At 74.0% G+C, this 13,897-nt stretch carries 12 protein-coding genes; 8 read left to right on the top strand and 4 right to left on the bottom strand.

All coding sequences use genetic code 11. From position 1 onward, the window contains the following. The 5 genes from murQ to ACFSL2_RS06850 are packed head-to-tail and all read left to right on the top strand — an operon-like array spanning position 1 to position 7,777. Positions 1–906, top strand: coding sequence for an N-acetylmuramic acid 6-phosphate etherase (murQ, locus tag ACFSL2_RS06870; RefSeq protein WP_377197134.1), 906 nt, complete (start codon positions 1–3; stop codon positions 904–906). Next, a complete protein-coding gene (locus ACFSL2_RS06865; RefSeq protein WP_377197133.1) occupies positions 903–2,093 on the top strand; it encodes an anhydro-N-acetylmuramic acid kinase in 1,191 nt (396 codons plus the stop codon). Before murQ ends, ACFSL2_RS06865 begins: the two co-directional genes overlap by 4 nt. Continuing rightward, on the top strand, positions 2,090–3,235 hold the full coding sequence (locus tag ACFSL2_RS06860; RefSeq protein ID WP_377197132.1) for a serine hydrolase domain-containing protein: 1,146 nt from the start codon (positions 2,090–2,092) through the stop codon (positions 3,233–3,235). Before ACFSL2_RS06865 ends, ACFSL2_RS06860 begins: the two co-directional genes overlap by 4 nt. Beyond that, positions 3,232–4,887, top strand: a complete 1,656-nt coding sequence (locus ACFSL2_RS06855) for a dipeptide ABC transporter ATP-binding protein (RefSeq protein ID WP_377197131.1) — start codon at positions 3,232–3,234, stop codon at positions 4,885–4,887. The genes ACFSL2_RS06860 and ACFSL2_RS06855 overlap by 4 nt, the downstream gene beginning before the upstream one ends. A 25-nt stretch (positions 4,888–4,912) precedes the next feature. Next, positions 4,913–7,777 (top strand): FAD-binding and (Fe-S)-binding domain-containing protein, encoded by a 2,865-nt coding sequence (locus tag ACFSL2_RS06850; protein ID WP_377197130.1) that lies wholly within the window; start codon positions 4,913–4,915, stop codon positions 7,775–7,777. Between the two features lie 58 nt (positions 7,778–7,835). Here the strand turns inward: ACFSL2_RS06850 and ACFSL2_RS06845 are convergent, their stop codons facing one another. After that, positions 7,836–8,438 (bottom strand): CGNR zinc finger domain-containing protein, encoded by a 603-nt coding sequence (locus ACFSL2_RS06845; RefSeq protein WP_377197129.1) that lies wholly within the window; start codon positions 8,436–8,438, stop codon positions 7,836–7,838. A gap of 90 nt (positions 8,439–8,528) precedes the next feature. On the opposite strand from ACFSL2_RS06845, the gene ACFSL2_RS06840 reads away from it, so the two are divergent. Continuing rightward, on the top strand, positions 8,529–9,296 hold the full coding sequence (locus tag ACFSL2_RS06840) for an MBL fold metallo-hydrolase (RefSeq protein WP_377197128.1): 768 nt from the start codon (positions 8,529–8,531) through the stop codon (positions 9,294–9,296). 40 nt (positions 9,297–9,336) lie between these two features. On the opposite strand, the gene ACFSL2_RS06835 is transcribed toward ACFSL2_RS06840, so the two are convergent. Next, positions 9,337–10,278 (bottom strand): EamA family transporter, encoded by a 942-nt coding sequence (locus tag ACFSL2_RS06835; RefSeq protein ID WP_377197127.1) that lies wholly within the window; start codon positions 10,276–10,278, stop codon positions 9,337–9,339. A gap of 72 nt (positions 10,279–10,350) precedes the next feature. Here ACFSL2_RS06835 and ACFSL2_RS06830 point away from each other — a divergent pair, with 72 nt between their 5' ends. Beyond that, on the top strand, positions 10,351–11,292 hold the full coding sequence (locus ACFSL2_RS06830) for a LysR family transcriptional regulator (protein ID WP_377197126.1): 942 nt from the start codon (positions 10,351–10,353) through the stop codon (positions 11,290–11,292). A 67-nt stretch (positions 11,293–11,359) separates the two neighbouring features. On the opposite strand, the gene ACFSL2_RS06825 is transcribed toward ACFSL2_RS06830, so the two are convergent. Continuing rightward, the gene (locus tag ACFSL2_RS06825; protein WP_377197125.1) at positions 11,360–11,962 is read right to left on the bottom strand and encodes a response regulator; all 603 of its coding nucleotides are present in this window, start codon (positions 11,960–11,962) and stop codon (positions 11,360–11,362) included. Further along, positions 11,959–13,173, bottom strand: a complete 1,215-nt coding sequence (locus tag ACFSL2_RS06820) for a sensor histidine kinase (RefSeq protein WP_377197124.1) — start codon at positions 13,171–13,173, stop codon at positions 11,959–11,961. The genes ACFSL2_RS06825 and ACFSL2_RS06820 overlap by 4 nt, the downstream gene beginning before the upstream one ends. 155 nt (positions 13,174–13,328) lie before the next feature. Here ACFSL2_RS06820 and ACFSL2_RS06815 point away from each other — a divergent pair, with 155 nt between their 5' ends. After that, positions 13,329–13,889, top strand: a complete 561-nt coding sequence (locus tag ACFSL2_RS06815) for a small multidrug efflux protein (protein ID WP_377197123.1) — start codon at positions 13,329–13,331, stop codon at positions 13,887–13,889. The last annotated feature ends 8 nt before the right edge of the window (positions 13,890–13,897 follow it).

Below are 13,897 nucleotides of genomic sequence, written 5' to 3'. Positions count from 1 at the left end.
GTGAACCTTGACACCCTGACCACAGAGGCCGCGGACCCGCGCTTCGCCCTCGTCGACACGCTCGGCGTCGGCGAGCTGGCCGCCCTGATGAACGAGACGGACCAGAGCGTCCCGCTCGCCGTGCGTGACGCGCTCGACCAGATCGTCCCGGCGATCGAGGGCGTGAGCGACCGGATGCGGCACGGTGGGCGGTTGTTCTACGTCGGGGCCGGGACCCCGGGACGCATCGGCGTGCTGGACGCGTCCGAGGTCCCGCCGACCTTCTCCACCACCGGACGCGTGATCGGGATCATGGCGGGCGGCCAGAAGGCGATCGTCGACGCGGTCGAGGGCATCGAGGACAGCGAGGAGGCGGGCGCCGCGGCGATCGACGAGGCCGGGGTCGGCCCGCTCGACTCCGTCGTCGGCGTCGCGGCGAGCGGGCGCACCCCGTTCGTGGTCGCCGCCGTGCGCCGGGCCCGCGAGCTGGGCGCCCTGGGCATCGGGTTCTCGTGCAACAGCGGCACGGCGCTCTCCGCGGCGTCCGAGCACCCGATCGAGGTCATCGTCGGGCCGGAGCTCGTCAGCGGCTCCACCCGCCTCAAGGCGGGTACCGCCCAGAAGCTGGTGCTCAACATGTTCTCGACGATCGCGATGGTCCGGCTGGGCAAGACCTACGGCAACCTCATGATCGACGTGAACGCCTCGAACTCGAAGCTGCGGGAGCGGGCGACCCGGATGGTGATGCAGCTGACGGGTGCCTCCCACGAGGTGGCGCGCGCGACCCTGGAGTCCGCCGACTACGCGGTGCCGGTCGCCGTCGTCGTGCTGCGGCGCGGGACGGACGTGGCCGGGGCCCGCGCGGCGCTCGCCGCGGTGGGCGGACGGCTGCGCGACGCGCTGGAGAGCGAGGCGACCGCACCATGAAGGTTCTCGGACTCATCTCCGGCACGTCGCACGACGGTATCGACAGCGCCGTCGTGGACTTCGCCCCCGACGGTGACGGGCTGGTCGCGCACGTCGTCTCCCACGGCTCGGTGCCGTACCCCGCCGAGCTGCGGGCCCGGCTCGTCGCCGCGCTGCCGCCGGCCTCGACGACGCTGGCCGAGGTGGCCGAGCTCGACACGCTGACCGGCCAGGCGTTCGCGCGGGCCGCCGAGGCCGCCCTCGCCGACGCGGGGCCCGTCGACCTCGTCGTGTCCCACGGGCAGACCGTCTACCACTGGACGCGGGGCACCCAGGTGCTGGGCACGCTGCAGATCGGCCAGCCCGCATGGATCGCCGAGGCGGTGGGCACGCCGGTGCTGTCCGACGTCCGCGTCCGCGACGTCGTCGCCGGCGGCCAGGGCGCGCCCTTCGCGTCGACCATCGACGCCCTCGTGCTGGCGGACCGTGCCGGCCGGCCGGCGGCCCTGAACCTCGGGGGCATCTCCAACGTCACCGTCGTCGGCGCCGACGGCGTGCGTGCCTGGGACATCGGCCCGGCCAACGCGCTGATCGACGCCGTCGTGCTCGACCAGGGCCTGCACCCGGCCGGTTACGACGCCGACGGCGCCCTCGCGGCACGCGGCACCGTCGACGACGCCCTGCTCGCCGAGCTCCTGCGCGAGCCCTACTATGCGCTGCGCCCGCCGAAGAGCACCGGCAAGGAGCTGTTCCACCTCGACCACGTCCGGTCCGCGCTGACCCGAGCGGGCAGCACGGCCGAGGGTGCGGACCTCGTGGCCACGCTCACCGAGCTGACCGTGCGCACGGTCGCCGACGTGCTGCGGGGCGAGAGCCTGACCGAGCTGTTCGTCTCGGGCGGCGGTGTGCACAACCCGGTGCTCATGGCGGGCCTCGCGGCCGCGCTGCCCGGTGTCGCCGTGCGTGCCACCGACGAGCTCGGACTCGGTGTCGACGAGAAGGAGGCGGTGCTCATGGCCCTGCTCGGCTGGCTCTCGTGGCACGGGGTCCCGGCGACGGTTCCCAGCGCCACTGGCGCCACGGGTTCCCGGCTGCTGGGCACCCTGACGCCGGGTGCGGGGCCGCTGCGGCTGCCGGAGCCCCGGCCCGCACCGCGGTTCCTGCGCATCGACGGGGAGACCCGTGCCCGGGGAGCGGGCGCCGCGTGAGCTCCGCCGACGTGCTGGGCCCGGTCGCGGAGGCGGTCGTCGCACCTCGCGCCACCACCCACGCACCTCCAGGTGCGGCGGTCGCGGTCGAGGAGGGCGGCGTTCGTCACGTCGCCGCCCGCGGCGTCGCGGACCTCGACACGGGGGAGGCGCTGACGGCCCGGCACGCGCACGACGTGGCGTCGGTCAGCAAGACGCTCACGCTGCTCGCCCTGCGGCGGCTGTTCGCGGACGGTGCCCTGGCCGAGTCGGACCCGCTCGCTCGGCTGCTCGGTAGCCGGGCGGGCCGGCACGGCGAGGTCACCCTCGACGAGCTGCTGCGGCACCGTGGCGGGCTGGCACCGTGGTGGCCGCTGTACCTGGTGCCGGGGTTCCGCGACGATCCGGTGGCGACCGCCCTGGCACGGCCGGCGCACTCCGCCCGCGGTGCGGTGCGCGCGTACTCGGACCTGGGGCTGCAGGCGCTCGGTGGCGTGATCGCCGCGGCCACCGCCCTGCCGTTCGCCGACGCCGTGCGCACGCTGGTCCTCGATCCGCTCGGGGCGACCACCGTGACACCGGGACGACCGTCGCCGGGCACGCCGACGGTCTCCGGGCCGGACGGCGATGCGATCGAGCGCGAGATGGTGCGCTCGGGCGACCCCTACCCCGTGGACGCCGACGCCGATGCCTTCGCGTGGCGCACGGAGACCGTCCGCGGCGTCGCGGCCGACGGCAACGCCTTCCACGCCTTCGGCGGCGCGGCGGGGCACGCCGGCTGGTTCTCCGACGTCGACGGGCTGCTCCGGGTCGCCGGGGCCCTGGCGGGTCCCGAGCGTCTCGGGCTCGGCGAGCGGACGGCGTCCGCGCTGGCCACGACGCTCGACCCGGGCCAGGGCCAGGGCGTGCGCGTGTACCGGCTGCGCTGGCGCGGCGAGGACCGGGTGTTCCTGGGGCACCCGGGGTTCACCGGCACGTTCGTGGCCGCGGCACCGGCGACCTCCGCCGCACCGGAGGTCCTGGCCGTGCTGCTCACCAACCGGCTGCACGGCCGGCCCGCGCCGGGGCGCGACCGTCTCGTGGCGACGGAGCAGCTCTGGCTCGAGACCATGGCGCACGCCGACGCCGCGCTCCACCCCACCATGACGGGAGAACGACCGTGACCGAACCTCTGCTGTCCGTGCGCGACCTGCGCGTCACCTTCGACACCTCGGAGGGCCCGTTCGAGGCGTTGCGCGGGGTGAGCCTCGACGTCGCGCAGGACGAGACGGTCGCGATCGTCGGCGAGTCCGGCTCCGGCAAGTCGACCATCGCCGCGAGCATCCACCGGCTGCTCGCCGACAACGGCCGCATCTCCGGCGGCAGCATCCGGTTCGAGGGACGCGAGCTGACGACGCTCAGCGAGCGCGAGCTGATCCCCCTCCGCGGCGCCGGCATCGGCCTGGTGCCGCAGGACCCGATGTCGAACCTCAACCCGATGCACACGGTGGGAGCCCAGATCCTCGAGGCGCTCGAGGTGCACGGCAGGGTCGGCGGCACCGGCAACGGTGCGAGCGGCCGGCGCAGGACGGTCGAGCTGCTGGAGCTGGTCGGCATCCCGGAGCCGGAGCTGCGGTACGACCAGTACCCGCACGAGCTGTCCGGCGGCATGCGGCAGCGCGTGCTGATCGCGGCGGGGCTGGCCTGCGAACCGCGCCTGCTGATCGCCGACGAGCCGACGAGCGCGCTGGACGTGACGGTGCAGCGGCGCATCCTCGACACGCTCGGCGAGCTGACCGGGCGCTCGGGCACCGCCGTCGTGCTGATCACCCACGACCTGGCCCTGGCCGCCGAGCGGGCGGACCGCGTGCTCGTCATGTACCGGGGCGAGCTCGTCGAGGCCGGACCCGCCCGGCAGATCCTGGAGCGGCCCGAGCACGAGTACACCCGGCGGCTCGTGGCCGCTGCGCCCAGCCTGGCGACGACCTCCCTGATCGACGTGCGACCGGCGGGCGAGAGCATCGCCGAGCCCCGCAGTGCCCCCGAGCCGGAGGCGTTCGTGCGGCTGGACGGCGTCGGCCGCAGCTACCGGATGCGCGGTGCGGCACGCGGCGAGGAGTTCTGGGCGGCCCGCGACGTCAGCTTCAGCCTCTCGCGAGGACGCACCGTGTCGATCGTGGGCGAGTCCGGCTCGGGCAAGTCGACCACCGCGAAGATGCTGCTGGGCCTCGAGACGGCCACCGAGGGGACCATCCGGATCGGTGACCAGGACCTGGCCACGCTCCGCGGGCGCGATCTGCTCGCGGTCCGGCGCCGGATCCAGCCGGTGTTCCAGAACCCGTACGCCTCGCTCGACCCGCGCTACACCATCGCCCAGTCGATCGCCGAGCCGCTGCGTGCGCACCGGATCGGCGACCGGCGCGCCAGGGCCGCGCGGGTCCACGAGCTGCTCGAGCAGGTCGCGCTGCCCGCCGCGGTCGCGGAACGCCTCCCGCACGAGCTCTCGGGCGGCCAGCGGCAGCGGGTCGCCATCGCCCGGGCGCTCGCGCCGGAGCCGGAGCTGGTGGTCCTCGACGAGGCCGTATCGGCCCTGGACGTCCTGGTACAGGCGCAGATCCTGGAGCTGCTCGTCGACCTGCAGCGTCGCCTGGGGCTGAGCTACCTGTTCATCAGCCACGACCTCGCGGTCGTCAACATGGTCTCCCACGAGGTGCACGTCATGCAGCGTGGTCGGATCGTCGAGTCCGGGACGCCCGAGCAGATCTTCACGGCGCCGCGGCAGGACTACACCCGTGAGCTGCTCGCAGCCATCCCCGGCACCGCCCTGGCCGCCTGAGCCCCGGCGAACGGACAGGAGCACCATGAACACCGCGCCGCAGACCCACCTCCCCGCCACGGCGGTACCGCGCCTCGTCGCCGGAGCGGTCGCCGAGGCGGCGCGCATCAAGACCCGGGCGATCGACCGGGTCGCGTACGCGAGCGACGCATCGCACTACCTGCTCACCCCCGACGCCGTGATCGTGGCGGAGTCGGCCGAGGAAGTAGCGGGGATCCTGCGCGCGGCGTCGCGTGCCGGCTCGGCCGTCACGTTCCGGTCCGGGGGCACCAGCCTGTCGGGACAGGCGTCCGGATCGGGGATCCTCGTCGACGTCCGCGAACGCTTCCGGCGCATCGACGTGCTCGACGACGGGCATCGCGTGCGGGTGCAGCCCGGGGCCACCGTCGCCCAGGTCAACGCACGGCTGGCCCGGTACGACCGCCGCCTCGGGCCCGACCCCGCCAGCGAGGCCGCCTGCACCGTCGGCGGCGTCGTCGCCAACAACTCCTCCGGCATGGCGTGCGGCATCGACCAGAACACCTACCGCACGCTCGAGTCGCTGGTGCTCGTCCTGCCGTCGGGCACCCGGATCGACACGGCACGACCCGACGCGGACGCCGAGCTGCGCGCCCGCGAACCGGACCTGTACGCCGGGCTGGAGCGGCTGCGTCGGCGGGTCCGGGAGAACCCCGCGTCCGTGGCGCTCGTCCGGCGACAGTTCGCCATGAAGAACACGATGGGCTACGGCGTCAACGCGTTCCTCGACTTCGACTCGCCCGTCGACGTCCTCGCGCATCTCGTCGTCGGGTCGGAGGGCACCCTGGCGTTCGTCGCCGAGGCGACGTTCCGCACCGTGGCGGTTCGCCGGCTGGCGTCGACGGCGCTCGCGGTGTTCCCCACGCTCGACGCGGCCGCCCGCTCGCTGCCGGGCCTGGTCGCCTCGGGTGCCGCGACCCTCGAGCTGATGGACGCGACGTCCTTGCGGGTGGGGCAGCAGCTGCCCGGCGTGCCGGCCGAGATCCTCGGCTTCGAGCCGGACGGCCACGCGGCCCTCCTCGTGGAGTACCGCGCCGACGACGAGGCAGAACTGGCGGACGCCGCGGCGCGTGGCGCCCAGCTGCTCGGCGCCGAGCTGCTCGGCGCCGGCGCGCCCGGCGGCTCGCCGCTGCTCCGGCCGCCGACATTCCACACGGACGCCGCGACCCGCGCGCGAGCCTGGTCGTTCCGCAAAGGGCTGTACGCCTCGGTCGCCGGCGCTCGCCCGAGCGGTACCACGGCACTGCTGGAGGACATCGTGGTGCCGACGCCGGCCCTGGCCGACGCCTGCGGTGGGCTGCAGGACCTGTTCGCCCGCTACGGCTACAGCGACTCCGTGATCTTCGGGCACGCCAAGGACGGCAACATCCACTTCATGCTCACCGACCGGTTCGAGGGCGAGGCTGCGCTCTCGCGCTATCTCGGGTTCACCGAGGAGATGGTCTCGCTCGTGCTGGACGCCGGAGGCAACCTCAAGGCCGAGCACGGCACGGGGCGGGCCATGGCGCCGTACGTGCGCAGGCAGTACGGCGACGAGCTGTACGAGGTGATGTGCGAGCTGAAGCGGTTGTGCGACCCTGCGGGGATCATGAACCCGGGCGTGCTGATCGACGAGGACCCCGAGGCGCACGTGCGCGACATCAAGCTGTCGCCGCCAGTGGAGCAGGAGGTGGACCGGTGCGTCGAGTGCGGCTACTGCGAGCCGGTGTGCCCGAGCCGCGACCTGACGCTCACCCCGCGCCAGCGCATCGTGGTGCGGCGTGCGGCCGAGTCCGCCCGGCTGCACGGCCAGGACGCCCTGGTGGCCGAGCTGGAGCACGACTACGAGTACGACGGCGTGCAGACGTGCGCCGTCGACGGGATGTGCCGGACCGCCTGTCCGGTGGGGATCGACACCGGCAGCCTGGTGCGGCGGCTGCGCCGGGAGGACGCCGACCCGGTGCTCGCCCAGGGCTGGCGCGCCGCGGCTGCCGGCTGGGGGCCGGTCACCCGCGCGGGGTCGGCGGCCCTCACGGTGGCCAAGAGCCTGCCCGCACCGGTGGTGCGCACCGCGACCGACGCCGCCCGTCGCGTGCTCGGCGACGACACCGTGCCGCGGTACACGGGTGACCTGCCGGCGGGTGGCGCGGCCCGTCGTCGGCTGGGTCGCCTGGTCGGCGGCGGCGACGACGAACCGGTCGGCGTCTACGTGCCTGCCTGCGTGAACAGCATGTTCGGTCCGGACGCGGGCGAGGGTGTCACCGACGCGTTCGTCCGGCTCCTGGAGCACGCCGGGCTGCGGATGATCGTGCCCGACGGCGTGGAGGACGTGTGCTGCGGTACGCCGTGGTCGTCCAAGGGCTATGCCGACGGCTACGCGGTCAACGCTCGTCGCACCGTGGCACGGATCTCGACGGCGGTGGGGGAGAGCGGGCTGCCCGTCGTCAGCGACGCGTCGAGCTGCACCGAGGGATTCGCGAAGCTGCTCGGGGAGAGCGGCGTGCGGGTCGAGGACGCCGTGACCTTCACCGCCCGGGAGGTCCTGCCCCGGTTGACCGTGACGCCGTCCGTCCCGACGCTCGTGCTGCACCCCACCTGCTCGTCGCGCCAGCTGGGCATCGACGGGGACCTCGGGCGGGTCGCCGCCGCCGTCGCCCACGAGGTGCGCGTACCCGACGACTGGGGCTGCTGCGCGTTCGCGGGGGACCGCGGCATGCTGCACCCCGAGCTCACCGCCGCGGCGACGGCGCCGGAGGCCGCGCAGGTGCGCGAGATCGCCGCCGACGCCCACGCGTCGTGCAACCGCACGTGCGAGATCGGCATGACCCGCGCCACCGGTCAGGGCTACCGCCACGTGCTCGAGCTGCTCGCGGACGCGGTCTCCGGGGCCTGAGCCTCGCCGCCCCGGCCGCACCGGCGCCGGCGCACAGAACCGTCGTCGGCGGCACCCGTCAGTGTGCCGCCGGGATGCGGCGTGCGTAGGCGCGGGCGGCGCGCACCCGGTTGCCGCACCGGGTGGAGCACCAGTGGCGGCGGGCATGGGTCCGCAGGAAGAACCGGCTGCACGGCCTGGCGGTGCAGGCCGTCAGCGATGCCGCCTCGGGGCCGGTGACGAGGTCGACCGCGTCTGCCGCCAGGGCCGACATCGCGTGCTCGACGACCTGGGTGACCGGATGGACGGCCTCCCGGACGAGCCCACGGTCCGGCTCCCAGCGCAGCACGTCGGTCGCGGGCACCAGGCGGAGCGCGGCGTTGATCGCTTCCAGGGCTTCCTCCGGTGGCGCGGTTCCGGCCGCGACCGAGTCGAACAGGTCACGGGTCCGTGCTCGCAGCCCGGCCAGGCGGGACGCGCAGTACTCCTGGAGGGGGGCTCCGGGCGGCGCGAGGTGACGCTCGACCAGCCACCCGGTCGCCGTCGCGGGTGTCGCCAGCGCGTCCACCGTGCCGCCACCGGGGATGTGGACGACGGAGTTCGCCAGGTCGAGCGCGCGATGCTCGGTGGCGCCCGGCGCAGGGGGTGGCAGCTCGGTGTCGGGTGTCGAGGAACTGGGCACCTCCTCATGCTACGCCCTGTATTTTTCCGTGAGGAATCGCGTAGAGTCATCACGGCAACGAGCCGAGAATTCCATGAGAGGGAGATCAAGATGTCTGTGGCGTCGACCGCGTCCGAGAAGTTCCATGCCCGGGTGATCAGTGGGCCCACCGTCGTGATCGAGTACGGGGGACTGCGTCTGCTGACCGATCCGGGCTTCGACCGGGCGGGTACCTATCCCGGCGCGAGGCCCCTGGTGCGCACCGCCGACTCGCCGGTCACCGCGGACGAGGTGGGCACGGTGGACGCGGTCCTCCTGTCGCACGACGAGCACTTCGACAACCTCGACAACGCCGGCCGGGCGTTCCTCGCCGAGGTCCCGCTGACACTGACCACGCTCAGCGGTGCCGGGCGCCTGGGCGGTACCGCCCGGGGCCTGGCTCCCTGGGAGACGGTCGACCTGCCGCGTCCGGGCGGCGGGAGCATCACCGTCACCGCCACGCGCGCCCAGCACGGACCGGACGGGTCGGAGCCCGTGGTCGGCGACGTGATCGGGTTCGTGCTCACGGGCGACGACCTTCCGGTCGTGTACGTCAGTGGTGACAACGCCTCGCTCGACGTCGTGCGAGAGGTCGCCGACCGCTTCGACGTCGAGGAGGCCGTGCTGTTCGCCGGCGCGGTGTGCATGCCGGTGATCAGGGACGAGCCCGACCTGCTGACCCTCGACGCGGAGCGCGCGGTGGAGGCGACGCGGATGCTCGACGCACGGCGGGTGCTCATCGCCCACGTCGACAGCTGGGCCCACTTCTCCCAGGACCTCCCGACCACCGTGGCCGCCTTCGACGAGGCGGGGCTGGGCGATCGGCTGGCCCGCCGCTGATCTCTGCGGCGGGCACCGCGCGAGCGGTGCCCGCCCGGTCTCAGGGACCGGCTCCTACGACAGCGGCCCGGTCTCGTCCCGGAAGGTTCCCGTCGGTCCCGCTGCGCCGTGGCGCGCCAGGCCGTGCCTTGCGCAGCGCGCCCCAGAGCACGCCGCCGATCACCAGTGCGGCACCGAGCACGGTCGGCGGCTCGACGCGCTCGCCCAGCAGCACCGCCGAGGCGCTGAGGCCCACCACGGGGACCAGCATCGAGAACGGCGCGACGACGCCGGCGGCGTGCCGGGCCATCAGCCACGTCCAGACGCCCGACCCCGCGAGCGTCCCGATCAGCACCGTGTAGGCGAGGCCGAGCAGGGCCGGAACCAGGTGTGGTCCCGCGGCGAACGCCGCGCCCATGGCGTGCGGCCCCTCCACGATCACGGACAGCAGAGCCATGGGCAGGGGCGGCACCACCGACATCCACAGCGTGAGGTGCAGGGGGTTCGGCGCCTTGGCCCGCGCGTTGGACACGTTGCCGATCGCCCAGCCGAACCCGCCGGCGAGAACCAGCAGGAACGGCGCCAGCGCTGCGGCCTGTGCCTGCGACCAGCCCACCAGGGCCAGCCCCAGCGTCGCCACGCCCAGCCCGACCAATTGCCGGGGTGACACCCGGTCCCGGAACGCGACCGCGCCGAGCAGCACCGTGAACGGCGCCGACGACTGCAGCACCAGCGACGCCAGCCCTGCCGGCATGCCGACGGCCATGCCCCAGTACAGGAACAGGAACTGCAGGGTCCCGAAGCCGATGCCGTACCCCAGCAGCCAGCGCACCGGCACCCGCGGACGTGGCACGAACAGAACCGTCGGCACGGCGATGATCGCGAACCGCAGCGCCACGAGCAGGAACGGCGGGAACTGCGCGAGCGACGCGTCGATGGCGATGAAGTTCAGTCCCCACATGACCGCGACGGCCACGGCGAGCAAGCGGTGCGAGATCGGCATGACCCCGAGTCTGCGCGTGCGGGAGTGTGAAGGACAAGCGAAAGTTTCTACACGTCCCTGTAGGCTACCTACATGAACGCGGAACCCCGACGCCGCGGGCACGACCTGTCCCGCATGGATCCTCGCCACCTCGACCTGCTCCGCGAGCTCGCCGACCGCGGTTCCGTCACGGCCGTCGCCGAGGCGACCCGGCGCACGCCGTCGGCCGTGTCGCAGCAGCTCCGCACCGCACAGCGCGAGGTGGGTGGCATCCCGCTCGTCGAACCCGCCGGGCGGGGTGTGCGGCTCACCGAGGCGGGCAGGCTCCTGGCCGACGGCGGCCGCGACCTCGCACGGACCATCGCCCAGGTCCAAGCCAGGTGGGACACGTATCTGGGTTCCGCGTCCGGGACCGTCCGCCTAGCGACACTGCCGAGCGCCGCGACGATCCTGCTGCCCGGCGTGCTGGACCGGCTCGCCGGCACGGAGGTGCACCTCGAGTGCACGGACGTCGACATCGCCGAGCCGGAGTACTCCGGGATGGTCGCCGACCACGACATCGTCGTGGCACACAGCTTCACCGGGACCGTACCCGCGGGAGCGGGGCACCTCGCGACCGTGGCCCTGCTCCGCGAACCCCTCGACATCGCCATGCGGACCGACCACGCGCTCGCGGCCCAGGCCCGGGTCACGCCCCAGGACCTGGCGCTCCACGAGTGGTACGGCGTGCCGCTCGGCTACCCGTTCGACGATCTGCGCATCGCCGTCGAGGCGACGGTGGGCACCCCGGTCCGGGTGGTCCAGAGGCTGCGCGACAACCGGCTGATCGAGGCGCTCGTCGCCGCGGGCGACCGCGTCGCGGTGCTCCCTCGGTACAGCACCACGCCCGGCGCGGGAATCGTCCTGCGACCGGTGCACGGCATGGACGCCGCGCGGTGGATCGTCGCGATCCTGCGACCCGACCGGGCCGAACGGCTCGCGGTCAGGACCGTGCTGGACGCATTGCGTGCGGTGGGACGGGAGACCGCGGCCTGAGGTCCGGCGCGGTACGGCAGTGCGGAAGCGGTGCCGGCGCGCACCTCGCACGGCACCTCCGAGCGCCTCAGATCCAGCCGTGCTCCTCCGCGAGGAGCACGGCCTGCTGCCGCGAGTCCACGCCGAGCTTGCCCAGCACCGCCGAGACGTGGTTGCGCACGGTGCCGGGTGCGAGCGACAGGGCGCGCGCGATCTGGCCCGTCGTCTCGCCGCGCCGGCCGGCGCGCAGCACGTCGAGCTCGCGGTCGGTCAGCGGCGAACGTTCGTCGCTCAGCGCGTCGGCAGCGATCTCCGGATCGACGTACCGGCCGCCGGCCGCCACGCGGCGGATGACGGACGCGACCTCGTCGGCGGAACGTGACTTGGGCAGGAACCCGGCGGCGCCGGACGCCAGCGCGCGGCGCAGGACGCCGGGTCGTGCGTGGCGGGTGACGATCACGCACCGGGTGGCGAGCGTGCGGTGCAGCCGCTGGGTGACCTCCACGCCGTCGAGACGGGGCATCTCGAGGTCCAGCAGGCAGACGTCCGGCTTGAGCCGCTCGGCGTCGGCGACCGCTGCCGCGCCGTCGGCGGACTCCGCGACGACCTCGATGTCCGGCTCCAGGCGCAGCAGCGCGGCCAGGGCGGAGCGGATCATCCCCTCGTCGTCGGCGAGCAGCACGCGGATCATCCGGCGACTCCGTTCTCGGCGGGAACCGTGACGACGACGGTGAACGTCTCGCCCTCGCGGCGCACCTCGAGGTCGCCGTCCGCCTCGGCGGCTCGCCGCGCGATCCCGTCGAGGCCCGAACCGCCGGTGCTCTCGGGTGCGTCGACGGCGACGTCGTTGGCGATCTCGTAGCGCCACGACCCGTCCGAGCGCGTGAGGGACAGGCGCGCCCACCGGCCACCGCCGTGCCGCAGCACGTTCGTCGTCGTCTCCCGGATGACGGGCCCGAGGGCGGACGCCGGGGCCAGCGGCGCCTCCGGGTCCACGGCGGCCTCGGCCTCCGTGCCCGCGGCGCGCAGGAGGTCCACCGCGTTGGCGAGCTCGTCGCTCAGCGGCACGGAGCGGAAGCGGGTGGCGAGGTCTCGCGTGCCCTGCCGCGCGTCGTCCACGCTGGCGCGCGCGGCGCGCAGCTGTTCCATGCCTGCTTCCGGGTCCTGCGGCATGAGCCGCTCGGCGAGCTCCAGCTGCAGGGCGATGACCTGGAGGTGGTGCCCCTGCAGATCGTGCACGTCCGTGGCGAGCCGCAGCCGCTCCTGCGTCGCCGCGAGCTTCGCCTCCGAGGCGCGGGCTCGGTCGAGCGCGACGAGCACGTCCCACCACCACAGCGAGGAGACGGTGATGACCGGAAGGAGCGTGGACAGGATGATCAGCTGGATCCAGCTCCCGCTGCCGTCCGGCTCGACGGTGAGGCGGAAGTCGATCACGGCCAGCGCCACGAGCAGTGCGGTACCGGCCAGCACCACGCGGGCGCGTACCCCGGGCGGCCAGTTCAGCAGCATGACCACCTGGACCAGCGGGAGCGCGCCCACGACCCAGGCCCCCGTGACGGTCCCGGCGGCGATCCCGTAGGCCGCCGCGACGAGGAACGGCACGAGGTGGTGCCGCCAGACCACCAGGGGTGCACCCTCTGGCCGGCGCCGGTAGGCGAACAGCGGGGGCAGGGTGGCGAGCCACCACAGCAGCCCGCCCGCGCCGATGGCCAAGGCCGTGGGGCGGCCGAACCCGTCCTCGACGAGGACGCCGACCACGAGAAGGACGACGACCGGCTCGAAGAGCACGATCGCCGACGCGACGTACCACCAGGTCGCGCTGATGCTCCGGGTGAGCCGTAGTGCGGTGCGGGCCTCCGCTGCCGCCGATGTGCTGGCGACGTGTTCGGCCCGGCTGCTCATGGGCCCAGGCTACGGCCATGACACATGTCATGGGTGCGCCGGGCGAAGGACCCTGGAGGCGGTGACACGCAGGCACTTCTGGTCAGGGCTCCCGACCGGTGGACTGGAGCCAGCCCGGGGGACACCCCGGCGCCCACACCGACAGGAGCACACCCATGAGTCTCATCGACACCCTCCAGGACCTCGTCGCGCAGGTGCCCGACCCCGTCCAGCCGCTCATCGTCGCGGCCGCGGGCGCGATTCCCTTCATCGAGGGCGAAGGTGCGGTGGCGATCGGTGTGCTGGGCGGCATCCACCCCGTCGGTGCCGCCGTCGCGGCCGTCATCGGCAACTTCCTCTGCGTGGCCGCGCTCGTCGTCCTCAGCTCCGGTGCGCGCGACGCCGTGGTGACGCGCCACCGCGCGAAGGTCGGTGCCCGGGCCGGTGCTCCTGTGGGCGGCGGATCCACCCTGGAGGTACCGCCGGGCGAGCGCCGCCCCGACGAGGTGCGTGGCGCCGCGCGCAAGGCGAAGTTCCAGCGCGCCTACGAGCGCTACGGCGTGCCGGGCGTGAGCCTGCTCGGCCCCCTGCTGCTGCCCACGCACTTCACGGCCACGATGCTCGCCGCGTCCGGCGTCGGCAAGGCGCGGATCCTGTTCTGGCAGGGGGTCGCCATCGTGGGGTGGACGACGCTCACCGCGCTCGTGGTCAGTGGCGTCGTGAACGCCGTCCACTGAGCCGCCCG

It is taken from the genome of Promicromonospora aerolata (assembly GCF_042682255.1).
Classification (GTDB): domain Bacteria; phylum Actinomycetota; class Actinomycetes; order Actinomycetales; family Cellulomonadaceae; genus Promicromonospora; species Promicromonospora aerolata.
This window is presented reverse-complemented; position numbering and strand designations above follow the sequence as displayed.

What these genes read in the sequence shown, in the direction of transcription:
- ACFSL2_RS06865 (WP_377197133.1), top strand. Translation starts at nt 903, where the DNA reads ATGAAGGTTCTCGGACTCATCTCCGGCACGTCGCACGACGGTATCGAC.
- ACFSL2_RS06830 (WP_377197126.1), top strand. Translation starts at nt 10,351, where the DNA reads ATGAACGCGGAACCCCGACGCCGCGGGCACGACCTGTCCCGCATGGAT.
- ACFSL2_RS06850 (WP_377197130.1), top strand. Translation starts at nt 4,913, where the DNA reads ATGAACACCGCGCCGCAGACCCACCTCCCCGCCACGGCGGTACCGCGC.
- ACFSL2_RS06820 (WP_377197124.1), bottom strand. Translation starts at nt 13,173, where the DNA reads ATGAGCAGCCGGGCCGAACACGTCGCCAGCACATCGGCGGCAGCGGAG.
- ACFSL2_RS06840 (WP_377197128.1), top strand. Translation starts at nt 8,529, where the DNA reads ATGTCTGTGGCGTCGACCGCGTCCGAGAAGTTCCATGCCCGGGTGATC.
- ACFSL2_RS06835 (WP_377197127.1), bottom strand. Translation starts at nt 10,278, where the DNA reads ATGCCGATCTCGCACCGCTTGCTCGCCGTGGCCGTCGCGGTCATGTGG.
- ACFSL2_RS06825 (WP_377197125.1), bottom strand. Translation starts at nt 11,962, where the DNA reads ATGATCCGCGTGCTGCTCGCCGACGACGAGGGGATGATCCGCTCCGCC.
- ACFSL2_RS06815 (WP_377197123.1), top strand. Translation starts at nt 13,329, where the DNA reads ATGAGTCTCATCGACACCCTCCAGGACCTCGTCGCGCAGGTGCCCGAC.